The organism is Algoriphagus boritolerans DSM 17298 = JCM 18970 (assembly GCF_900108085.1).
In the GTDB taxonomy this organism is placed as follows: Bacteria; Bacteroidota; Bacteroidia; order Cytophagales; family Cyclobacteriaceae; genus Algoriphagus; species Algoriphagus boritolerans.
In genome coordinates this window covers 1-23,326 of sequence record NZ_FNVR01000043.1, presented here as the reverse complement: position 1 = coordinate 23,326, position 23,326 = coordinate 1, and the positions used below count along the sequence as shown (strand labels likewise).

Annotated in this window: 22 protein-coding genes and 1 pseudogene; 11 read left to right on the top strand and 12 right to left on the bottom strand. The window is 43.7% G+C overall.

Annotated elements, in window-relative coordinates; all coding sequences use genetic code 11:
* Positions 1-216: pseudogene (locus tag C4S61_RS22420) on the top strand (IS4 family transposase); the annotation flags it as partial.
* A gap of 135 nt (positions 217-351) precedes the next feature.
* Here the strand turns inward: C4S61_RS22420 and rpsA are convergent.
* A complete protein-coding gene (gene rpsA / locus C4S61_RS20455) occupies positions 352-2,127 on the bottom strand; it encodes a 30S ribosomal protein S1 (protein WP_103926646.1) in 1,776 nt (591 codons plus the stop codon).
* 377 nt (positions 2,128-2,504) lie between these two features.
* On the opposite strand from rpsA, the gene C4S61_RS20450 reads away from it, so the two are divergent.
* Positions 2,505-3,233 (top strand): lysophospholipid acyltransferase family protein, encoded by a 729-nt coding sequence (locus C4S61_RS20450; RefSeq protein WP_317046069.1) that lies wholly within the window; start codon positions 2,505-2,507, stop codon positions 3,231-3,233.
* Here C4S61_RS20450 and C4S61_RS20445 read toward each other — a convergent pair.
* The 4 genes from C4S61_RS20445 to C4S61_RS20430 form a co-directional block, all read right to left on the bottom strand.
* Positions 3,211-3,867, bottom strand: a complete 657-nt coding sequence (locus C4S61_RS20445) for a DUF2189 domain-containing protein (RefSeq protein WP_103926645.1) — start codon at positions 3,865-3,867, stop codon at positions 3,211-3,213. The two genes, C4S61_RS20450 and C4S61_RS20445, sit on opposite strands and share 23 nt — an antisense overlap.
* A gap of 192 nt (positions 3,868-4,059) precedes the next feature.
* On the bottom strand, positions 4,060-5,427 hold the full coding sequence (locus C4S61_RS20440; protein ID WP_103926644.1) for a cystathionine beta-synthase: 1,368 nt from the start codon (positions 5,425-5,427) through the stop codon (positions 4,060-4,062).
* A gap of 181 nt (positions 5,428-5,608) precedes the next feature.
* Entirely contained in the window at positions 5,609-7,246 is a 1,638-nt protein-coding gene (locus C4S61_RS20435; protein WP_103926643.1) for a putative ABC exporter domain-containing protein, read from the bottom strand.
* A complete protein-coding gene (locus C4S61_RS20430) occupies positions 7,239-7,955 on the bottom strand; it encodes an ABC transporter ATP-binding protein (protein WP_103926642.1) in 717 nt (238 codons plus the stop codon). The genes C4S61_RS20435 and C4S61_RS20430 overlap by 8 nt, the downstream gene beginning before the upstream one ends.
* Positions 7,956-8,129: 174 nt before the next feature.
* Between C4S61_RS20430 and C4S61_RS20425 the strand changes: the two genes are divergently transcribed.
* Positions 8,130-8,735, top strand: coding sequence for a hypothetical protein (locus C4S61_RS20425; RefSeq protein ID WP_103926641.1), 606 nt, complete (start codon positions 8,130-8,132; stop codon positions 8,733-8,735).
* Between the two features lie 425 nt (positions 8,736-9,160).
* Here the strand turns inward: C4S61_RS20425 and C4S61_RS20420 are convergent, their stop codons facing one another.
* From C4S61_RS20420 to C4S61_RS20405, 4 genes are read right to left on the bottom strand one after another with little or no spacing between them, the layout of a single operon-like run.
* Complete coding sequence (locus tag C4S61_RS20420) at positions 9,161-10,087, bottom strand: aspartate carbamoyltransferase catalytic subunit (protein WP_103926640.1); 927 nt, start codon at positions 10,085-10,087, stop codon at positions 9,161-9,163.
* A gap of 2 nt (positions 10,088-10,089) precedes the next feature.
* Complete coding sequence (gene pyrR / locus C4S61_RS20415) at positions 10,090-10,638, bottom strand: bifunctional pyr operon transcriptional regulator/uracil phosphoribosyltransferase PyrR (RefSeq protein WP_103926639.1); 549 nt, start codon at positions 10,636-10,638, stop codon at positions 10,090-10,092.
* A 34-nt stretch (positions 10,639-10,672) separates the two neighbouring features.
* Complete coding sequence (locus C4S61_RS20410) at positions 10,673-12,289, bottom strand: transcriptional regulator (protein WP_103926638.1); 1,617 nt, start codon at positions 12,287-12,289, stop codon at positions 10,673-10,675.
* Positions 12,286-12,684 (bottom strand): EVE domain-containing protein, encoded by a 399-nt coding sequence (locus C4S61_RS20405; protein ID WP_103926637.1) that lies wholly within the window; start codon positions 12,682-12,684, stop codon positions 12,286-12,288. Before C4S61_RS20405 ends, C4S61_RS20410 begins: the two co-directional genes overlap by 4 nt.
* Positions 12,685-12,936: 252 nt before the next feature.
* On the opposite strand from C4S61_RS20405, the gene polX reads away from it, so the two are divergent.
* From polX to C4S61_RS20370, 7 genes are all read left to right on the top strand, one after another.
* Positions 12,937-14,592: a DNA polymerase/3'-5' exonuclease PolX gene (polX, locus tag C4S61_RS20400; protein ID WP_235010134.1), complete on the top strand. Its 1,656-nt coding sequence runs from the start codon at positions 12,937-12,939 to the stop codon at positions 14,590-14,592.
* A gap of 124 nt (positions 14,593-14,716) precedes the next feature.
* Positions 14,717-15,004 (top strand): hypothetical protein, encoded by a 288-nt coding sequence (locus C4S61_RS20395; protein WP_103926635.1) that lies wholly within the window; start codon positions 14,717-14,719, stop codon positions 15,002-15,004.
* Positions 15,005-15,152: 148 nt separating this feature from the next.
* Positions 15,153-15,722, top strand: a complete 570-nt coding sequence (locus C4S61_RS20390; protein WP_103926634.1) for an RNA polymerase sigma factor — start codon at positions 15,153-15,155, stop codon at positions 15,720-15,722.
* Positions 15,715-16,527, top strand: coding sequence for a hypothetical protein (locus C4S61_RS20385; protein WP_103926633.1), 813 nt, complete (start codon positions 15,715-15,717; stop codon positions 16,525-16,527). Before C4S61_RS20390 ends, C4S61_RS20385 begins: the two co-directional genes overlap by 8 nt.
* 240 nt (positions 16,528-16,767) lie before the next feature.
* Positions 16,768-17,811: an outer membrane beta-barrel protein gene (locus tag C4S61_RS20380; RefSeq protein ID WP_103926632.1), complete on the top strand. Its 1,044-nt coding sequence runs from the start codon at positions 16,768-16,770 to the stop codon at positions 17,809-17,811.
* 56 nt (positions 17,812-17,867) lie between these two features.
* Positions 17,868-18,686, top strand: a complete 819-nt coding sequence (locus tag C4S61_RS20375; protein WP_103926631.1) for a hypothetical protein — start codon at positions 17,868-17,870, stop codon at positions 18,684-18,686.
* A gap of 18 nt (positions 18,687-18,704) precedes the next feature.
* Positions 18,705-19,631, top strand: a complete 927-nt coding sequence (locus C4S61_RS20370; RefSeq protein ID WP_103926630.1) for a DUF4097 family beta strand repeat-containing protein — start codon at positions 18,705-18,707, stop codon at positions 19,629-19,631.
* Positions 19,632-19,706: 75 nt separating this feature from the next.
* Here C4S61_RS20370 and C4S61_RS20365 read toward each other — a convergent pair whose 3' ends face one another.
* Both C4S61_RS20365 and C4S61_RS20360 read right to left on the bottom strand, forming a co-directional pair.
* Positions 19,707-20,195, bottom strand: coding sequence for a hypothetical protein (locus C4S61_RS20365; protein WP_103926629.1), 489 nt, complete (start codon positions 20,193-20,195; stop codon positions 19,707-19,709).
* Between the two features lie 12 nt (positions 20,196-20,207).
* The gene (locus C4S61_RS20360) at positions 20,208-21,311 is read right to left on the bottom strand and encodes a ferredoxin--NADP reductase (protein ID WP_103926628.1); all 1,104 of its coding nucleotides are present in this window, start codon (positions 21,309-21,311) and stop codon (positions 20,208-20,210) included.
* A 222-nt stretch (positions 21,312-21,533) separates the two neighbouring features.
* On the opposite strand from C4S61_RS20360, the gene purB reads away from it, so the two are divergent.
* Positions 21,534-22,877 carry an adenylosuccinate lyase gene (gene purB / locus C4S61_RS20355; RefSeq protein WP_103926627.1) on the top strand — a complete coding sequence of 448 codons (1,344 nt, stop codon included), beginning with the start codon at positions 21,534-21,536 and terminating at the stop codon, positions 22,875-22,877.
* Positions 22,878-23,155: 278 nt separating this feature from the next.
* On the opposite strand, the gene C4S61_RS20350 is transcribed toward purB, so the two are convergent.
* Positions 23,156-23,326: transposase (locus C4S61_RS20350; RefSeq protein WP_235010133.1), on the bottom strand; the 171-nt coding region annotated here is incomplete at its 5' end.

Sequence of the window (23,326 nt, the reverse complement as noted above, 5' to 3'; positions counted from 1 at the left end):
ATATGGGTGGCCCTGATCCTAAATCTGCTGTTCACGGTGCTTCATAAACGGGTTAAGGAAGCCGAGGACTTTTCCACCATGGTGATGGTGGCGGCGAAAAATCTATGCTCTTATGTCAGCCTTGAAAAGTTTCTGCTTCACACAGAGGCCTATTTTAAAAGTATATTTCAAAAGGATCTTAAAAATGTACAAACAGAATTGTTCTTCTCTGGATAGGGGGTACTTTTTGAAACGAATAAAAAAAGCCCTCCAAAATTAATCTGAAGCACTTTTTCTGTACTTTGTGGAATTAGTCGGACGACAGTAATTGATAGTAATAAATCTTGATTCTAGTATCTTGAATCTTACTTCTTACTTTTTCCCGCCTTCCATCTTCTCTTTCAACTCAGCAAGCGCATCGATGTCTCCTAGAGTTGATTTCTCAGCTTGGGCAGGTATTTCTACTGACTCTTCCTTCTTCTTTCCAGCAGGAGCGGCAGCTTTCTTAGGAGCTTTTGTATCTTCTTTGAAAGTAGCGGTATGAGAAAGTACAATTCGCTTGTCGTCTTTGGAGAATTCGGTCACTTTGAAATCCAAAGATTCGCCGATCTCAACCTGAGAACCGTCTTCTTTCTCCAAATTCTTCACTGTAGCGAATCCTTCCAATCCGTAAGGAAGCTCAAGAACAGCACCTTTGTCATTCTTGGAGTTAACTGTACACCTGTGAACAGATCCTACAGGGAATACAGTTTCGAAAGTATCCCAAGGGTTCTCTTCCAGCTGCTTGTGACCTAGAGCCAATCTTCTGTTGTCCACATCAAGTTCAAGAACTACCACATCTAGCTCGTCACCTACTTTGATAAATTCAGATGGATGTTTGATTTTCTTAGTCCAGGAAAGGTCAGATACGTGTACCAAACCATCGATACCCTCTTCCAATTCAAGGAAAAGACCGAAGTTGGTCAAGTTTCTTACCACTCCTTTGTGCTTGGAATCTACCGCATACTTAGTACTCATGTCCTGCTTAGTCCATGGATCTTCGGTAAGCTGCTTGATACCCAAAGACATCTTTCTGTCGTCTTTGTCCAAAGTCAATACCACTGCTTCGATTTCGTCTCCTACTTTCACAAATTCAGCTGGGTTTCTCAGATGCTGAGACCAGCTCATTTCAGATACGTGGATCAAACCTTCTACACCAGGAGCAAGCTCAAGGAATGCACCGTAGTCAGCTACGTTTACAATTTTACCCTGTACTCTTGAACCGATCTCAAGGCTAGATGCCAGAGAATCCCAAGGATGAGAAGTCAACTGCTTCATACCCAAAGAAATTCTTTTCTTGTCCTCATCAAAGTCAAGAACAACGATCTGAACTTTCTGATCAAGCTGCAATACTTCTTCCGGATGGTTGATACGACCCCAAGAAATATCTGTGATGTGAAGTAGACCATCCACACCTCCCAAATCGATGAATACACCGAAGTTGGTCATGTTCTTGATCACACCTTCCAATACTTGACCTTTTTCCAGGTTGTTGAGGATTTCCGCCTTTTGCTTCTCCAAATCCTTCTCGATGAGGATCTTATGAGAAACTACTACGTTATCATTTGCGTGGTTGATTTTCACCACTTTTACTTCCATTTTCTTCCCTACATAGATATCAAAATCTCTGATAGGCTTCACATCGATCTGAGAACCAGGCAAGAAAGCCTCTACACCGTAGATATCCACGATCAGACCGCCCTTGGTTCTTCTCTTCACAAGACCTTCGATTACGCTGTCGTTTTCCAATGCGCTTTCGATGTCCTGCCAAGCACGAACGATTCTTGCTTTTTTACGGGAAAGGATCAATTGACCCAAAGCATTTTCCTGCTCTTCGATGTACACTTCTACCTCGTCACCTGGCTTTATGCCGGCGATATCACGGAATTCAGAAAGCGGCACCAGTCCGTCGGATTTGAAACCGATGTTGATGATTACATCTTTGTCATTTACTCCTACGACCACACCTTTTATGACCTCTTTTTCGGTGATCTCGTTCAAAGTGCCGGAATACATGGCTTCCATCTGAGCTCTTTGCTCTTTGGAGTAACCTTCTCCGAACCCTTTGGTGTCGAAGTCTTCCCAATTAAATTCTTCTGTACTAGACATAGTAAAATTTTGACTCTGATTAGCCTCAGTCTTAGAGTCGTGGGACTGAAGTTTTGTGGTTAGAAATCAGCGTTTTGAACCCTCAAACCGCGCCGCTCACCCGAACGGAATGCAAAAGTACTGATTTTCTTTTATTTCCAGCCAAAATGACGAAAATTCAATAAGTCAGGAAGGCGATTTCATCTTCCCCTGTACAAGATTTAAAAGAAAAGTTTTGAACAAGCCATTGAAATCAAAGATCAGATTCGAAAAAAGCTTCGCTTATCAGCAGGAAATTTTCCAACCTTTGAAAAAATAAAAGCCCCAAATCGCTTTGGGGCTTTGCAAGCAAAGAGTTAAAGGATAATTTTCACATCCAAAAATAACGAATATTCCGGATGATCAAGTTCTTCCAGTGGATTTACACCATTTATTCTGTACTCTTTTTCTATGTTCTGATGCTGATCTTTGGATTGTTTATCCTGATTCCGCTGATGATCAGTCCCAAAGGGGATAAGATTTCTTTCTTCTTTATCCGGCTTTGGGCGAGCAGTTGGTCTTTTGCCTCAGGTATTCGCTATGAGGTCCATGGATTGGAACACATCGACAGAAGCAAGCCTTACATTTATATCTTCAACCACAGATCTTTCATCGATGCCCCAATGATTCCCATGTCCATCCCCCAAGAAGTACGGGCGATTGGGAAAAAAGAGCTTTCCAAAATCCCGGTTTTTGGAACTGTAATTGGAAGGTTGGTCGCGTGGGTAGATCGGAGCGATGCAGAATCCAGAAGGATTAGCCTGGAAAAACTCGTTAAATTCCTTAACCAGGGAAGTTCGATTGTAGTAGCTCCCGAAGGAACCCGAAATGATACCAATGAGCCTTTACTTCCGTTTCAAAAAGGCGCATTTCGACTGTCAATCGAAACAGGGATTCCAATCTTGCCGATGGCGGTAATCGGTGCGGATCGAATTATGAAGCGAGGATCACTTTTGCTTTCTCCGGGGAAGGTGAAAGTATATTTTTCCTCCCCGATTACTCCCCCTCCATTATCGGATGAAGCTGTGAATGATTTCGCGGAAAAATGTAGAAATCGCTTAGAGGCTATGATTGTGGCACATGAGTAGCCTCAGTCTCCGCCAAAGCATCAGCTGTCAACTCCTCAAAAATCGAGTAAATCACAAAATAACTCACAGGAATAGTCACAAGCAGGCCAACAAAGAAAAATAAAAACCCAAGAATATTCAATCCAACCAGTACAATTACAAACCCAAAAAACTTCCACCAATTTTTAGTGATCAGCTTTCGGCTCAGTTCGAGTGAAGTCCAAAAATCCATTCCGGAAAACAAAGCAAACGGGATCCCAAACATAAACGCCACCGCGAGGTAAATCCCGGGAAGCACCAAAGCCAAAATCCCAAGAAAGGTCAAAATCCCTGACACCATAGAGGTCAAGATCAAAATTCCCCAATAGGAAAATCCATCAAAATAGTTGGCAAATGTAACTTCCACGCCACGACTGACCCGATTGGCAACCAAAAAGTATCCAGCCGTAAGCGGAGGTGAAATCACCACACTGACCAAAAGCGCGTAATCCTTCAGATAATAAGTGCCAAATCCCTGAATCGAAAATACAAGCAATGTGAAAGCAATCGTATTCAACCACTGCACTTTGAACAACTCCCAACCTTTGGAAATATTTTCCTGAATACTGAATTCCGGAAATTGCTGAAACAGCCTTTGAATCTGTGATGGCCTCATTATTTCAAAATCGCTTTCGCTCAATTAGAGAAATTTTTAAAGTCCCGACATTTTTGATTAGGATTTTGGGTTTACGGCCTCATTGGCAAGGGTGAATTCCCCATCACTCTCCAACTGAACCACTGTCCCGATTACACTATCGGTCTGTTTTGGGTCTTGTGCTTATGTCTTGCTTCTCCTGTCTTCCCTCTTCTATTTCGTAAACGCTTCCAAAATATCATGTTTGGTGATAATATGGATTTTGTCCAAGGGATCACGCACGAGTACCGCCTTTTCTTTTTCTACCATGGAAGAAAGTACATCCAAGGTAGAATCCAAAGCGACAAACTTCATAGAATCCTCCATCACATCTGCTACTTTGCCGTCTTTCAAGTTTGGATTATCGATGATTTTTGAAAGTAACTTATTGTCCGTCAAGCTTCCCACCACTTCGCCATTTTCCATGACAGGAATCTGAGAGATGCCTTTTCCATTCATGATTGCGATTGCGTCTTTGACAGAGTCAGACTTTTTCACTCCCAACAGCTGATAGCTTCTATTTCGCTGTGCGATGATATCGCGGGCAGTGGAATAGGTTTTGTCTTCGAGGAAACCGTGGTTTCTCATCCATTCGTCATTGTAGACCTTACCTAAGTAGCGCGTGCCATGGTCCGGCAAAATGATCACCATACGATCCCCTTCTTTCAGGTGCTCTTTCGCATATTCCAAGGCACCATGCACCGCTGATCCACAGGACCAACCCACAAAAAGTCCCTCTTCCCTTGCCAATCGACGGGTCATCACAGCGGCATCTTTATCCGTCACTTTAATAAAGTGATCAATTAGGCTGAAGTCGACGTTTTTGGGAAGGATGTCTTCGCCAATTCCTTCCGTCAGGTAAGGGTAAACCTCCTTTTCGTCAAAAATTCCGGTTTCCTTGTATTTTTTGAAAACTGATCCGTACGTATCGATTCCGACAGTAACTACGTTCGGATTTTGCTCCTTTAGGTACTTGGCCGTTCCACACATGGACCCACCCGTGCCCACGCCAGCTGCATAATGCGTGATTTTACCCGCTGTATCTTTCCAGATTTCCGGTCCCGTCGTCTCGTAGTGAGCTGCAGTATTGGAAAGGTTGTCGTATTGATTTGGGTAAAAAGAATTAGGAATATCGGCATTCAGCTTTCTGGCGACTGAATAGTAAGATCTTGGATCATCCGGAGAGACGTTTGTCGGACAAACGACCACCTCGGCACCTACTGCTCTCAGAATATCGATTTTCTCTTTGGATTGCTTATCAGCCATGGTGAAAATGCACTTGTACCCTTTGGCTATTGCCGCCAAAGCCAAGCCCATTCCGGTGTTTCCGCTGGTTCCTTCGATTAGGGTTCCACCGGGTTTCAATATTCCGGCTTTTTCTGCATCCTCCACCATTTTGATCGCCATCCGGTCTTTCATGGAATTTCCGGGATTGAAGTATTCAACTTTGACCAAGACCTCTCCTTTGATGTCTTTGGCAAGTTTATTCAGGCGGACGATGGGCGTATTTCCGATGGTATCAATGATGGAATTATAGATCATAGTGCAGTTACATTTGGATAAATCAAAATTACAGGAATTTTGCTGCACTCCGCCAATTGAAGATTTTTTAACCAAATTATATTTTGTGCAATTCTCAGGGTTTTCCCTCTTGTTTCTTGTTTCCCGGCTCTTGTATCTAAAGTCTTGATACTAATGTCTTGCTAATTAAGTCTACTATCAACTACATTTCCTTAAACTCCAGCCGCTTCAGTACATCCAGAGAAACGTGAAGTAAAATTGCAGCAACCAACGTCATCCCTGCCACACAGGTAAATAAGGTCCACACGAACTGTTTGGTAATAATAAAAATCAGCACGCTCAGGATCACAGTAGGGATTATACCAAAAAGGAAAATCCCTCCGATCATAAATGGCTTGATCAGCTTTCGATCCCATCCCTCATCCAATGCGACCTGAGGAATGAGATTGACTGCAAATCCGATCAGGTAAAACACGACAATTCCTACCAAAAACAAAGGAATCAATCCAAGGCTGACATGAGCTAAAAATACAGATGGAACGATCAAAACTGTCGCAAAAATCAAGGCTTGAACAATATCCAACTTGATCATATTCCAGAATTTAGCCGACCAACTCGCCGGTACAAGAATGAAAAACGGCTTTTTCAGGTCCCCAATGTTAGCTCTACCTAACCCGGCCATGAAGTATAAAAAAAGCATGAAAAGCAAATAGAAGTATAAAACCTTGTGCGAAAACCAATCAAAGTTCGACAGTCCCGCCATCACAATTCCGATCCCTGCCATACTGAGGGAATAAATCCCAAACAACGGATGAAAGTCCTGTCGGCTGCTGTGGACATAATTTCTCCAGTAAAATGCTTTGGCTCCGGCACCAAAATCAGGTAATGCCAACTGCTTCTTCGCATTTAGGCTGTAAGTTCCCTCATCTACTTCCTGCTTTCCACGTACTTTGTCCAGCTTGTCTTCGTTGGACTTGGTAGCTTCTAGTACATCCTCGTAATAATACCCGGCGTATTGAATTACCAACTTGACCACTGCAAAGTAAGTCAGTCCATACAATCCAACGAACGCAGCAGAAAGCAGCGCATTACCATGGGCGGCATAACTCATAATCCCTCTACTCCAACCCACAAAGGGAAACAGATCAAACCAAGGAGAGGAGACCCAAGAGAACATCCCCTGCCAGAATTTCTCCGCCATAAAACCCGGGATCATAATCATCAGGGCCAATCCTACACCCAAACCGATAATTCCCCCTCGGATGTATTCCATCACTCCATATTTGGTATGAAGGGTGTAAATCAAAAAGCGGATCGGGAAAATCATGAAGAAGAATAAGGCAAATCCGATTATCAAAAACAAGGCTATGCCAATGGTCAACTCAAACTGGCTGGCCATCTGACTACCACTGTATACCATGAAAAGTATGGACCCGCCTAATGAAGGCAGAATCGATCTTGCCATATAATAAAGCAATAGGTTCTCAGGTTTTACCGGAGCGGTAAATAGCAAATTCACATCTGCCATTTTGAAAAAGCTCACGTTGTTTTTGGTCGCACGGTAAAGCTGAAAAACCAAAAATCCCAACGCAAGAAGGGTGATTCCACCAATCACATTTTGCATAGCAAAATCAGTTTCCGGCATCCCTTCACTACGCAGATCCTGAACATCCCTGAGCCCCGCCTCCTGTCGCCTTTTTGAACCTTGCCAATAGATAAAAGTGAAATAGCCAATCAATGCTCCATAAGGCAATAGCCTGAGTGGATTTCTCAGAATTAGCTTTATATTATTGATCAGAATGAAAAAATCCTTCCTGAACAGTAGTCTTATTTCATGCATCTTTTGTCATTTCTAAAAACAGATCCTCCAGGGAGGAAATCTCACTTTGGGCAGCTTGGTGCTTGAGATTTGCAATGGTATCATTTCCGATGATCGATCCATCTTTTAAAATCATGATCCGATCGGCGATCGTCTCCACACTGTCGATCAGGTGAGTACTGACCAAGATCGTCTTCCCGGCTTCCTTCAGATTTTTGAAAATCTGTTTGGTGTTTTTGATCGCTTTGGGGTCCAAACCGATCATCGGTTCATCGAAAAACAGCAACTGTGGATCTGGCAAAAGTGCACAGCAAATCGACACTTTCTGCCGCATTCCTTTCGACAAATCACGTCCAAGTTTATTGGCCTTATCATCCAATTCAAATAGCTCAAGCAGCTCTTTTGCACGACCTTTCCAATCTTTCACTCCGTAAGCCTGTGCAATAAACTGCATGTGCTCTTGCACTGTCAGCAAATCATATACGTAGGGAGTCTCCGGGATATAGCTGAAAAATCGTTTGGCCTCCACACTCAAATGATCATGTCCCCCGATGGTAATCTCCCCGGAAGTTTTGCGAAGCAGACCTACGATGCATTTCATCGTGGTACTTTTTCCGGCGCCATTGGGACCAAGAAGCCCGACTACTTCCCCTCCATCGAGATGAAAGGAAATATCATCGACTGCATTTTGCTTGCCGTATTTTTTAATCAGATGGGAAACAGTGAGCATTTTAAATAATTTTCATGATTCTCCGCAAATTAGCGATGATGTCCAAGCATTAATCGGAGAAGTGCGGAATTTAATCCATCAATGAAGGACTTTTATAGAAAACTGAAGTCCAGGCATCCTGTTGTACTCTAATTAAATTTTTTTGATAAAATTGAAATCGTAAAATGAGACACTATGAAAAAACTTTTAGGAGTAATTATTTTCCTAACACTCATGCAATCAACCTATGCGCAACGTGCAGGAGGTTTTCGATATCAGATGGATTTAGGAGCCGCCATGCCAAAAGGCGGAGGAATCGGCACTTTGGTCAATATGGAGCCTCAGATTCTGTTGAGTGACAATCTCGCTTTTGGTTTGAGACTGGGAGTGGCAGCTTTGGCAAAGGATGTCACCTATTATTCCATACAGGAAAATTACAATGGAGAAGTATCAGCAAATGCCTCGATTGCGGGCACACTCAACTATTATTTTAACAAGGGCAACAGTCGGTTAGCGCCCTATATCGGGGGTGGATTCGGCTACTATATCCTGAGTAGTGTCAAAATCGACGATTCTGACTTCGGTGATGGAGAAGTCGGAGATTTGGAGGCCTCCTTTGCCTGGGCACCAATGGTAAGAGCGGGTGTAGAACTGGGCAAATTTCGGATTGGTGCAGAGTACAACTTCGTGCCAAAAAGCGGGCTTCAGAATGTAAGCGGACAAGTGATCGGTGAGGCGGTGAATGAATACTTTGGTTTCACGCTCGGCTTCTTCGTCGGAGGAGGAAAGTGGGGAAAATAATTTCTGATACTTCGAAAAGCTCAGCACAAGTTTGGCTTTTTGGTTATGAGATTAAATATTATGATTATCGGTTTTTTTCCAGTAGGTAAGTAAAAACATAAAATAATTATTAAAATCTAGGTTTTTGACTTCTCTGGCTGCTGTTTAAGTTAAGACGTTCCGTAGGAACGACTGGTCGGTAGTCTAAATGGTAATTGATTGGATTCATTCCGCAGGAATGATTGGTGAAAGAAGGAAAAGATATTTAAACCAAGCGTTCCGATGGAACGCTGGCCAGTTTGCCATGGAGAGGGATGTTACCGACCAGATGTCCCGCAGGGACATTTTTAATTCCTTCTTTAAGCGCAACTGGTAGAATAGCTTATACCCAAAAAAATGGCCGTTAATTGAGTTTCGCAGCTATTTTTTGTCTAAACTTTATTTTTCTAACTTTTAATTCCTGCCAAGAGGTATAAAACTGCCATTCGCACCGCTACTCCATTTTCGACCTGGTTGAGAATGATCGAATGCTCGGAATCCGCTGCATCTGAACTCAATTCCACGCCGCGGTTAATGGGCCCGGGGTGCATGATGACGATTTCTTTATTTAAGGACCGAAGCATCTTTTTGTTGATCCCGTAGTAGAGGGAATATTCTCTTAGGCTGGGGAAATACTTGATCTGTTGGCGCTCCAGCTGGATTCTGAGCACATTGGCCACATCGCACCATTCCAGCGCCTTTTTCACATCCAGCTCCACTTTTACTCCCAAGCTGGAGATGTACTTTGGCAAAAGTGTAATCGGACCACAAACCATCACTTCGGCTCCCAGTTTCTGTAAGCAAAAAATATTGGAAAGTGCAACCCGTGAGTGCAGGATATCTCCGATGATGGCGATTTTTTTACCAGTGAGGTCTCCCAACTTTTCCTGCATGGAGTAGGCATCCAAAAGCGCCTGTGTGGGGTGCTCATGTGTACCATCTCCGGCATTTACGATGTTTGCTTTAATATTTCTGGAAAGAAAATGGGAAGCTCCGGGACTGCCGTGACGCATCACCACCATGTCCACTTTCATAGCCAGAATATTATTGACTGTATCGACGAGCGTCTCTCCTTTCTTTACCGAACTGGTAGAAGAGGAAAAGTTGACTACATCCGCGCTTAGCCTTTTCTCTGCGAGCTCGAAGGACAGGCGTGTCCGGGTGGAGTTTTCGAAAAAAATATTGGCAATGGTAATGTCGCGAAGGGAAGGGACTTTTTTGATCGGACGGTTGATCACTTCTTTGAAATTGGTAGTGGTCTCGAGAATCAGACGAATATCTGTCTCGGTGATGTCTTTGATTCCTAGCAGGTGTCTGGTGCTGAGTTGCGACATGATTAACTTTTAACTTTTTCTGTGATCCAAATTGCATCTGCCGGATGGCCTTGCTCTTTCCATTCCACCACCACATATTGACTGTCGAGTGTATTTACTTTCACCCCAAAATAGTCAGGCATAATGGGATAATCCCGAGTCAGCCTGCGGTCTACAAGCACCATGAGCTCTACTTTTTGAGGTCTTCCAAATGCGATCATCGCATCCATCGCTGCGCGCACAGACCTTCCCTGGTAAATCACATCATCGATGAGGATTACCTTTTTACCTTCTACAAGGAAGTCAATTTTGGTCTCATTGGCCTTGAGCGGAAAATCTCTTCTGCGAAAATCATCCCGGTGAAAGGTAGCGTCAAGATATCCTGAGGGCACTTTTATACCTGAAATTTCCTGGAGTAAAGCGACAATTTTATCTAAAAGTAACGGACCGCGAGGCTGAAGACCCAGAATGACGGTATTTTCAAAATCGTCGTGATTTTCAATGAGTTGGTAGCAAAATCGCTTCAGAGTGATGGCAATCTGCTGCTGATCGAGTACGAGCCGTTTTTGCATGGGTTGGATTTGGACGTAAATATAGAAAATAAAACTAGTCCTGGACTTCCTCCAGCTGGTACAAATCTCCGTCAACCAGAATTTTACTCATAAAAAAAACATCCCTGACTTCTTCCCTGTTGCTCGAATTCAGAAATCGGATGGACTGCTGACCGGTGAGAATAAAGTAACGGTCATACCAATGCACCAATCTCAGCGTACTCAGGTCCGTACTTTTCAACCGATCACCTTCATCAGCAAGTTCCAGTTCAAAACTCAGCTGATCGAATATTTTTTCTCCATTCCGAAAAAAACTTGCTTTGATCACCTCGTTATCCACGTAAAGATGGTAAAGATCATCCCCGACTATGGCAATTTCGCCGAAAGGCTCCGGATATTCGGTGGTGAAATCATTATAAGTGGCTGCGTTATCCCACAAGACCTGACCTTCTTTTGATATCTTGATAAAATGTGCGGATTGGTATTGATATTCATTGGCTACTACAAATGACTGGGAAGGTAGATTCTGCAAAATATACGGATCCATATAAGTGGGTGCATAGCCCATTCGGTTCAGTCGATCATACCGGTACAAATTGAACGGAAACAATCCTCCTGACCTTCCTCCTCTCGCACTTATGATATTGATCTGATCAAAATAAAGGTAATAGGCATCCTCGGTCTCCCTGACATCGCGGATAGAGAAGGTATTTTTGATCAACGGAATCTTAGACTTTTCCAGGTCCTTCAGTACCGCCTGTTCCTGTTTGGCTTTCTGCTTTTCCGGCAAGTAGTTAAAGAAATTTGGAAAATCCTCCAGCGTGTAAAGTTTGAAATCATATTCCCCAAACTCGTTGATTTCCATGATATAGACCCCTTGATAGGAACTTCTTCCGTCCTGTCCAAATGCCCCGATCATCACCTGCTGATAATCCTGATCTGCCAGCAATAAGCCTTCAAGAATCTCCTGGCCCGGCTCGCCAAATTGATCAACTTTAACTTCCCGAATCAGATTTCCTTCCATATCAAAAGTAATGATGGAAGTCTCCCGATTTTTATATTGCCCTCTTCTGCTCACCACCACTTCAAGTGATTCCAATTCGGGCATTTTTCGAATTTGAAGCACCTGGGTGTTGTTGCCGTAGATGCCCTGTACCGTGTGAAGACTTTTATCATCCAGATCATATATCTGAAGTGCCGGTCTACTTTCGGCATTCCCCATGAATACAGCTTTGCGGCCTTGAACGAGAAACTCCACTAATTCCATATTGAGGAGATTTTCTACCGAAAACTCAAAGCCTTGGTTGGTATTCAAATTGACTTGCAGAATATACTTATCGGCATTGGTATTGTAGCCTTTGGACATGAGTACAAAAAGATTTACCCCATCGGTATCATAACCGATTATATCAAATCCTGGACGTAGCCCAAGCTCTATCAAACCCGAAGCATTGAGATCGAAGTCGGTTTTGAAAAATTGAAAGACTTTTTCGCTGGTAAAATTGCGCGCCTGATACGTTCTAAACGACACCAATCCATCCGGAATCCGCATCATTTCAAAGACCGGATCATACGGTTCTCCCCGCACCTCAAATCGGGCCAAAAATTTCACTTGGGCATGTGTAAACCCAATCGAACTCAGGAACAGGAAAAGAATCAAAACCTTCCTCATTTGCTCAAATTCAGGATGATATTAAATTCTTCTTTAGTCACTGACATGACAGATAGTCTCGATTGCCTCAGCATCAACATTTCTGAAAGCCCGTCTTCCGCTTTTATGGTCTCCAGCGTTACAGGATTTTTGAGTGCTTGTTTTACCTTCAGGCCTACTGCCACCCAAGCCTCATCCTTCGGGTCCGGAAATGCGGCTGCGGAAACTTCCGCCACCCCTACCACGGCTTTGTCTTTCCCACTGTGGTAAAATAAAACGGGATCGCCCTGCTGCATTTCTTTCAGAAAATTCCGGGCTTGGTAGTTTCGCACCCCATCCCATACATCTTCTCCTTTTTCGGAAAAATCTTCCCAAGAGTAGGAGCTCGGTTCCGTTTTGACCATCCAGTAGTTCATTATCGATTGAGAGTTAATGGTTAATGATCAGTTTATTAATAGTTATAGGTTACTAGTAATTGAGAATTGCTCATCCCTTACGGTATTAACATCCGACATCGGTCACCTGACATCGGACAATAAACATAAGTTACCCCTTCGAACTTTAAATTGAAACAATAATTAAAGACATTTGTCTGAATACTGACACGAAAATCTGAAGCCTTGGATCATAAAACAGTTTTAAAGAAACTCAAGCTGAGCATTCAGCTGATGGAACTTCACGATGAAAACCCTTTCAAAATCCGGAGCTACCAAAGTGCCCTGACTTCGCTTGAGCGTGGAGATCAGGATATTATGGACCTCAGTGATACAGAACTCGGTCAGATCAACGGTGTCGGAAAAAGCATCATTGAAGCCATCCAATGCTTGAAATCCACTGAAACTTTTCCGGCGTTGGATTCACTTTTGGAAAAAACCCCAACGGGAATCCTCGAAATTCTTCAGATTAAAGGCTTGGGCCCCAAGAAAGTCAAAACCCTGTGGGAAGAGTTGGGCATCACTTCTACGCACGAACTGATGGAAGCCTGCCAAAGTGGAAAAGTAGCTCAAATCAAAGGTTTTGGTCAAAAAACACAGGACACCATCATTCAAAACCTGGAGTTTAAAGCTTCCAACGCCGGAAAATGGCTGTTTGCAGATATCGAAGAAATCATCCTTTCTCTGGAATCAACCTTGAAAGACTTACTTCCCAATGCTCAGATTGCTTTGGTGGGAGATTTTGCAAGGAAAATGGAAATTATTTCCAACGCTGAATTCTTAGTGGCAAGTGCTGATTTGGAAGCACTGAAAAGCTCGCTCAAAACCCTCGAATCCATTGACTGGAACTTGAGCATTTCAGGGCCTAAAACACTGAGGGGAAAAACTCAGGATCAAGACTTATCCTTGGTGGTACACCTTTGCTCAGTAACGGATTTTGCATGGAAAAAACTAAGCTTTACCGCCTCAAAGATGCACCTGGTAAGTTTGGTGGACGAAAATGAATCCATTGGCGAAAAGCTAAGCAAGAAGGACTTCTCAACGGAAGAAGAATTTTTCTCCAAAAACGGGCTGCAATTTATTCCAACAGAAATGAGGGAAGGTTTTGGAGAGGTCGAGCTCGCCAAAGAGAATAAAATTCCTGAGTTGCTTCAGGACAATGACCTGAAAGGGATTCTTCACAATCACTCCACTTACAGTGACGGAAAGCATAGCCTGAGACAGATGGCAGAATACTGCAAATCCCTGGGATATGAGTACCTGGGCATCTCGGATCACAGCCGAACAGCAAGTTATGCAGGAGGATTGGATATCGAGAAGGTATGGAAGCAACAGGCCGAGATCGATGCCTTAAACCTGGAATTGGCACCCTTCAAAATCTTCAAGGGCATCGAAAGTGATATACTCGGAGATGGAAGTCTAGATTACCCTACTGAGGTTTTGGCTAGCTTTGACTTTATCGTGGCTTCTGTTCATTCTATACTGAATATGGATGTAACGCGCGCAACCGATCGATTGATCCGGGCGATTGCCAATCCTTACACGACCATTCTTGGTCATCCCACCGGACGACTTCTGTTGCGCCGAGAAGGCTATCCGATCGATCATCGCGCCGTCATCGAGGCCTGCGCAGCAAATAATGTAGTGATTGAGATCAACGCCAATCCATGGCGACTCGACTTGGACTGGAGATGGATCAGGTATGCACTGGATCAGGGAGTAAAACTCTCAATAAATCCCGATGCACACGAAATGGAGGGCTATTCAGATATGAAATACGGAGTACTGGTCGGAAGAAAAGGCGGGTTGACCAAAGAAATGACACTCAATGCGCTTAATGGAAAAGAAATTGATGCGTACTTTGCGCAGCGAAAAGCAAAAATTCAGTAGGCAGTTTTCAGTGATCAGTTAGCAGAATCGAGAATTCGAACTAATATCTTTTCTCTTACTTCTTGTCTCTCGAATCTTGGTTCTCCCCTCTTGATACATGATACTAAAATCTAGATACCACCAAATGAAATGGTCTGACCTTCCCGAACCCGTCCTCTTACAGCGATCTTTTCTTTTTGGAATCACAGGGATTGTCCTGGGCGCACTTTCGATTTTGAATACCACCTGGGGATTTGTCCAAGCCCCGATGGGTCCATTGAATGGGATCAGCCTTCTTTTGCAGTTTGCCGGCCTGGGGATGGCGATTTTGGTTTTGCGAAAGCGGAAACTCGCCAAAGAATACAAGGAAAAATCCCAAATGATGATCCTGATTTTGGCCGTAGCCTTGGTCTTTTTCATTCTTTCACTCTGAGAAAAAATAACTTCAGAATAATTTAGGATTGGAATCAACTGATTTGCAGGCTTTTTATTTTTGTACGGGAAAATATTTAAATTTTTTTCAAGTCTCAACGCAACCATTTTTTATACCCTCGCATCTACGTATTTGAAAGCCAACCGGAATGTTTAGCAGACCCAATTTTTCTACTGAAGAAGGACTTATCAAAGGATGCCTTGCCGGTGATCGGTCAGCCCAAAGGCATTTGTATGATACCTATTCGGGGAAATTCCTGGCCATCTGTATGCGATACCTCAAGGATCGCGAACATGCCGAAGACCTGATGATTGAGAGTTTTATGAAAATCTTCGAAAAGCTTCCCCAGTTTCAGGCTAAAGGGAGTTTCGAAGGTTGGATGAAACGAATCGTTGTCACCCAGGCACTCATGACGTTGAGAAGCAATCGTCACCTGATGATGGAAGTAAACTTGGAATCTGAACAAGACTACAGCAATCAACACTACGAACTGACTCATCTCGAAGCAGCAGAGCTGATGGAACTGGTTCAAAGTCTGCCTGTCGGATACCGAACGGTCTTCAATCTGTATGCGATCGAAGGATACGCCCATCAGGAAATTGCGGAATTGCTCGGGATTACTGAAAGCACTTCCAAATCTCAACTCAACCGAGCCCGAACAGCGCTCAAAGAAAAAATTGCCAGTCTGCAACCCAAAACCAAGACGAATCATGGCTAAGACAACCGAACAATTCGACCAGCATTTCAGAGAAAAGCTGGATGGACATCGCGAAAAACCCAGTGCACTCGCTTGGGAAAGGCTCGAAAGCCAACTCCCGAAAGAATCCAAATCCACTTTTGGAATCTGGTGGGCGATTGCAGCATCGGTGACTGCCCTGCTGGTGGCTGGCTATGCGTTTTGGCCGAGAGAAGAAGGACTGGCTGAGGAAAAACCGGTGGCAGAAAAGACCGAGTTTCCAATCGAAACCCCAACTGAGAAATCTACCGAATCCAACATTGAAGATTTTCAAAAACCAAGCGAAAACAATGTTTCAAAAACAGAAATAGAGTCAACATCTAAAATTGAAAACCTTCAAAACCAACCTAAAGTAGCTCCAAAAACCACTGAGAAAACTAAACCAACTCCTGCTCCAGCCTCGATTCAAGTTCCAAAAAATTTGGTAGCGGAAGCTGAAACTGAACCAATCCAAACCCCTATTGCAGTGGCTATTCCTGAACTCAAGACCGAGGAGATTCAGGTCGATTTACCTGAACTGAAAGTTCCGGAAATCGAAAAAATGACCGCTCAAACAGCAGAATCGACATCAGAAGAACCACTCTATCGGGTGAGCATTTACTCCAACGGGGTCAAAAAAGGCGAACCTCAGGAGAAAAATCTGATCACCGAACTAGGCAAGACCGTAGGCCAAGTGGAGGGATTACTCAGTAAAGTGGACGATGGACTGATCAGTCTTCAGGACAAAAAAGACAACCTATTCGCTTCGCTTACATCAAGAAAAAATCAAGCGGACGAAAAACCGTAAACTAAACCAACCCACCTCTTTAAATAGTCTTTAAATCATGAAATGCCCATGAGAAAATGTCTCACACAGGGGAATGATTATCCGGGGCATTCTTCCGATAAAGATCGGGACAGGCTATCTGACCTTTAAAAAGTAAAATATAATCATATGAAATCGAGCATGACGAAGATCGTCACACACTGGGATGTTTATAAACCATGCGAGATTCCATCTGACCATTGAAAAATAAATTATAAACAGATGAAAAAATACCTGCTTTTGTTTTGCCTAATGGCAGTGGTTCAGGTGGCATTTGCATCCAGCCTGAAAGAAAATCCAATCCTGACGGAGTCTGGAATTCAGAAAGACAGCGTCGTGGTCGAATTCGGGAAATCCGGAAGAATCGTGATCCTTGTCGACTCCAAAGAAGATTTTGAAAAGCTGAAACTCATGAATATCAATCAGATCATCAGTGAACTTGATCTGGAAGAAAACGAAGAAACAGGCGAATTGACCATTGTAGAAATCAAAAAGCGTGATGGGTCTGTCAAAGAAGTCGTCAAAGTCTATGAAAACGGTGGAAACACCGAAGTGAATGTCGGCGGAATGCGCGTCTATGTGGATGAATCCGGCGAAAACACACGAGTCAAAGTTGAAACCGGTGGCAAAAAGAAAACCGACTCTCCTTTCCGATCTTATTTCAACATCGATCTTGGCATCAACAATTACCTCGAAAACGGTGCCTTCCCCACCTCAGACAAACCTTATGCCGTCAAGGGCTGGGGAAGCTGGATGGTCGGTGTCAACTGGATGGGTTCACAACGAATCACTAAAGGCTTCCATTGGGACTTCGGCCTTGGATTTCATTTCTACAACTTTAAACTGGAAAACAGGGATTTTCAAGCACTCAGAGGAGAGGATGCGATAGACTTCAGCCAAAGAACGGATGTAGATGGGTTCAAAAGCAAACTTTCCACCACTTACCTGACTGGTACTACTATGCTGAAGCTGGACTTCGGGAAAATGAAAGAAAACAGTCGAGCCGGACTTTCCATCGCTGCCGGACCTTATGTCGGATATAGATTAGGCGGACAATCCAAATTTGCCTATCGTGAGATTGACGGTTCGGGCCGTAGAAAAGACAAAGAACCAACCGGACTCTACCTGCAAAACTTTCGCTACGGTGTTAGGGGAGAACTGGGAATCGGACGCGTCAAGTTCTTTACCACCTACGATTTGAATGAACTTTTCCAGGAAGGAAAAGGCCCTGAGCTCAATCCAATCACCTTCGGAGTTGTATTTTAAAAATGAACGGGGAGAGCTTTTCTCCCCTTTTTATCCCCCTTTGATCTAAACCAACGATGAAATCCGCAATTACCTCAACCCTTTTATTTATTCTTTATTCGTTTTCAGTATTAGCCCAGGAAAAAACAGCCATGGAAGGAGAAAAGACTAAAGTCTACACCTTGTTTGGAAAAACCTGGCAAGTCACCAAGTATTCCGATGGTACCAAATCCTACGAATGGGATATTGAAGATATCGACTACAAAAATTATGAGATTCAGAAATCTTCAAAATTTGCTTACAATTTCCTTGAATCTGAAGTTGGAATCAACATTTGGCCACCCAATCAAGGAGCACCTGCAGTGAAGCCCTGGGGAAGCTGGTATCTGGCACTGAACTCTACCGGCACATGGAAAGCGAGCAAAAACTTTCATCTGAAATCCTCCCTCGGTGTGAGCTGGTACAATTTCAAATTTGAAGACCCGAATCAAATCGCGGTAAAAACTGCCAATGGCTTGGAGTTTCAGGATTTTCGGGATGACCTAAACATAGCTGATGGCACTGCGACAAAATCAAAGATCTCCGCTTCGTTTGTAAACTTAACTCTTGTGCCGACTATCCGATCCAATGACGGAAATTTCCGGTTTGGTGCCGGAGGATACGCTGGTTTGAGAGTCGGGGGAAGGGGAAAATTCGTCTATGATGACGCCGATGGAAATAAGAAAAAGCAATTTGAGAGGTCAAACATGTTTGTTGAAAACTTCAGATACGGACTTCGCTCTGAAATTGGAATAGGAGAAGTGACCGTCTTTATCAACTACGACCTCAACGATCTCTTCCAAGCCGGAAATGGCCCGGAATTCCAAGCCATGAGTTTTGGTATATACATTGATTAACCCAACACCCTAAACATTATGAAAACGCTTTACACAAAACTTTCCCTCGTACTGATCCTTTTCCTGATCAGCGCAGCAGCTTTTGCCCAAAACGTCATCGTTGACACCAAAAAAACCTACCCCGGGATCAAAAAAATAGAAGTCAACAGCGGCTGGTTGACGGTCACCTATGAAGGAGGCTCGGGATCGGATGTGAATCTGGAAGCCTATTTGGAATCCAATGACACCGATCAGGATATCGTCTTTGTAACTATCGGAGATGTGCTGAAAATCACGCACTCCCGAAAGCAAAACAACTACTCCTGGAACTCCAGAAACAAAGGCTACATCCATATCTCCGGGCCGGAAGTCATGGCACTGGATCTGAAAGGCAGCTCTGGAAATATCACGGTGGAAAATGTCAAAAACGAAAACACCTATCTCCAAGTCTCCTCGGGAAACCTGACCGCCACCAATCTGGAAGGAAACCTGACCATCAAAGCCACTTCCGGAAACCTGGATGTCCGTGATATCAAAGGCAATGTCAACGCCGGAATCACCTCCGGAAATGCAAACTTCACAGGAATCATCGGAAACCTGGATTATGAATCGACTAGCGGTTCGCTTGAGGCGGATAATGTGACCGGGGAACTGAATGTGAGCTTGACTTCCGGAAATGCAAAGCTGAACAACATCGGTTCGCTAGGATTCATCAAGTTTACCTCCGGTAACATCCGGGCAAACAACGCGGGATTAGGTCAGAATACTCAATTGAGCGGTACCTCAGGAAACTTCAACATTCAAACCCCCTCGAATTTGAAGTCTTACAACTTCTCACTTAAGGCTTCCTCGGGAAATCTAAAAGTTGGTGGAACTAACTCCGGCAAAACACTTGAGATTGACAATGGAGCAAGTTCGTGGGTTAGAGGCAACATTTCCTCCGGCAACATCACAATAGTGAATTAAAAAAGGATTTGAGATTTGAAATTAATCGCAATTCATGCTGAGCGAAGTCGAAGCATCAAATCTTCAATTTCGAATTTATTGAGGCCGGGACGCTGCTCTGATTCGCTCCCGGTCTTCTTTTTTCAACTTCATCAGTCGTGCCATCCGATCCGGGCTGGGTTTGGCGAGGGAAAAGAAAATCAAGGTCACCGCAAAAATCACCGTATACACCGGATTTTGATTAAAAAGCAATCCTACACTCGCAAAAACTGAAATCAAAAAGAGTATCCAAAACCGCTGATTGGTTGCATTGGAGTATATCCTGACTTTCTCAAGCAGCTCCTCCACCACAAAGGTCGACTTCAATTTTTTGTGAAAAATCACATACTGACCAATCAGCAAAGCCGCACTAAATCCGATTAAAAACCCATTGAGAATACTAGGCAATTTGGGCAGATCCCAAGACAGGTTTCCCGAGCTATCGTACAGATACACCATACCAAAAAGCGGTAAGGAAATCATCAAAATGAGTAAAGTCAACCGCTCGGTTTTGCGGTAAATCGTTCCTATTTCCTGGTCGTTCAAAAGATGTTTGATTTATTCGATGGTAATTTTGATGTCGTCTGTTACTGGTCTGGATACGCAGCAAAGCACATACCCCGCTGCGATTTCCTTTTCGCTCAGTCCTGCATCTTCATCCATCTTCACTTCTCCGCTGAGGAGTCTTCCCCGGCAGGCTGTGCAAAGTCCGCTTTGGCAACTGTAAGGCATATTCAGTCCGGAAGCCAAACCGGATTCCAAGACAGTCTTACCCGGATTTACGGTCACTTGATACTCCTCGCCTTCCAATATTACGGTGATATCTCTGGACAGCGCCCCTACATTGATCCCTTTGAGCGCTTCCTCATGCGCCTGATGTGCTGCTGCCGAAAAGAAACTCTCCCGATAGATCCGGTCTTTGTCAATCTCCAAATCATTCAACACCTCCTGAGCGATGTCCATAATCCCGTCAGGACCACACATGAAGTACACTTCCTCGTAGCGTTGCTCATATTCTGCTCTCAAAAACAGCTCCCGCAACAATTCTGAGGAAAGTCTTCCTTTCAATCCAGTCCAACTCTCGGACGGTTGACTGAGATTATGTATTACTTTGAGTCGGTCAGGATTTGTCTTTTCGAGCAGATTCAGTTGATTTTTAAAAATAATCTGCTCCTCATTTCGGCTGCAATAAATCAGCGTAATGATAGAGTTTGGTTCGTTGACCAGGGCAGTTTTGAGAATCCCCATAATAGGAGTAATCCCGCTTCCTCCTGCAATAAGAAAGAAATGTCTTCTGTTTTTCGAATGAAAATCCGTGGTGAAATTTCCCAGAGGCTTCAGGACATTGATGGTCTTGCCCGGGAAGATTTTTTCATTGAGAAAATTGGAAAAAAGTCCACCCTTCACACGCTTCACAGAAATCCCCGGAAAGGGATCGACATACGGCGAAGTACAAAGACTGTACGATCTACGCTCCTCTTTCCCGTTAAACTCCATCACCAAAGTCAAAAATTGACCGGGCTTGTAATCCAAAATAGGATCCGGTTGTTCAAAATATAGGGTTACAGTGTCTTCCGTTTCCCTTACTACCTCCCGCACTTTCAAAGGCAAATACGCATTAGCCTTTGGCTCCTCTTTCTTTTTCTTAAATAAATTGAACATCTGGAATTAATCTGATCTTTAATTTCGATTCAAAATTAAGCCTCAAGTCGGTTTTATTGCGCACTTCCCTGAGAATTTCCCCATCAAAACCCCGAATTCGAAAAGTAAGTTTGGACACTTCGGAGAATTTCCGGTTCCCCAACCTGATTTTGATCCGAATGACCTAAATTGCGCCCTCCGAAAATCGGGTTATACTATCTTTTCGAAGCCAAATCTAAAAAAATGGAATTATCTGCCCTTACAGCAGTATCCTCGGTGGATGGCCGCTATGCCTTAAAAACTGCACCCCTCCGCGACTTTTTCTCAGAATTTGCCCTGTTCAAATATCGCGTTCATGTCGAGGTCGAATACTTCATTGCACTCTGCCAATTGCCATTGCCGCAGCTTGCGGATTTTGATCATGGTTTATTTCCAAACCTCCGCGCAATAGTCAAACAATTCAGCCTGGATGATGCCGAATGGATCAAAATCACCGAGCGCACGACCAATCATGACGTCAAGGCTGTGGAGTATTTTTTGAAGGAAAAGTTCGATCAGCTGGGATTGGAGGAGTTCAAAGAGTTCGTTCACTTCGGATTGACCTCTCAAGACATCAACAATACCGCCACTCCACTGATGTTGAAACACGGGCTTCAGGAAGTGATGCTACCGCTTCTGGAGGAAATCATCGAGCGACTGAGCGATCTTGCCGAAGAGTGGAGTGCGATTCCGATGCTTGCCAAAACTCACGGTCAGCCTGCCTCTCCTACCCGCTTGGGCAAAGAGATCAATGTCTTTGTAGTCCGACTGAAAAAACAGATCGAACTCCTCGAACAAGTTCCTTACTCTGCCAAGTTTGGCGGTGCAACAGGAAATATGAACGCGCATCACGTCGCCTTTCCGGATCTGGACTGGAATGAATTTGCTTTCCACTTCGTGGAAAATTACCTCGGACTCGAGCGCTCCTACCCGACCACTCAAATCGAACATTACGACAATCTTGCGGCTATTTTTGATGGATTGAAGCGGATCAACACCATCCTGCTGGACCTTTCAAAAGACGTTTGGCAATATGTGGCGATGAATTATTTCAAGCAAAAAATCAAAGCCGGCGAAGTGGGATCCTCCGCGATGCCGCACAAAGTCAACCCGATTGACTTCGAAAATGCCGAAGGAAATCTAGGAATCGCAAATGCCTTATTGGAGCACTTGGCAGCCAAATTACCTATTTCCAGATTACAGCGGGACTTGACCGATAGTACAGTCCTGCGGGTGATTGGAGTACCGCTTGCGCACATGTTGATTTCCTTTGAGTCTTTGCAAAAGGGCTTGGGCAAACTCGAACTGAATCGGGCAGCGATCGATGCTGATTTGGAGGATAACTGGGCTGTGGTGGCTGAGGCGATTCAGACCATTCTACGAAGGGAAGGCTTCCCAAAACCTTACGAGGCACTTCGCGATCTGACCCGCACCAATGCAAAAATCACCCGGTATTCCATAGCGGAATTTGTAGATGGTTTAGCTATTTCCGATGAAATCAAGGAGGAATTGAAGGCGATTACGCCATTTAATTATACCGGAATCTGAGATTTAACAGGAAAAAAATCTGCGATAATCAGCGTTCCAATCTGCGGTTATCAGCGGGAAATAATCCAGATCCTTTCACAAAAAAACCGATAGAAGGTTCTCGAGGCCACTGAAAAAGTAGCTAAAATTGAAGGTAAAATTTTGAGAGCGATTAGGTCACGGACAAGAGTGACTTAGTCGCTTTCTTTTTTTTCGCCACTTGCTTTTAAATTTTCTCTATAAAAAGCCTATACTGAGCTAATTTTGATGATTTTCAGCGATTGTAAACTATTTTTTGATTATAACTGGGCTAGTTTTAAGATTCTTTTAACATTGACGGTGAATAAAGCTATGGCGGCTTGCATTTCCATGTTATTTATCCCGTAAGCTATTGCCCTTCCAAATCCATGTGCGTTTTTTAACTCTCCGTTTTTGGCTTCAATTTTATACCGTTCCTTTGCTTTTTCTTT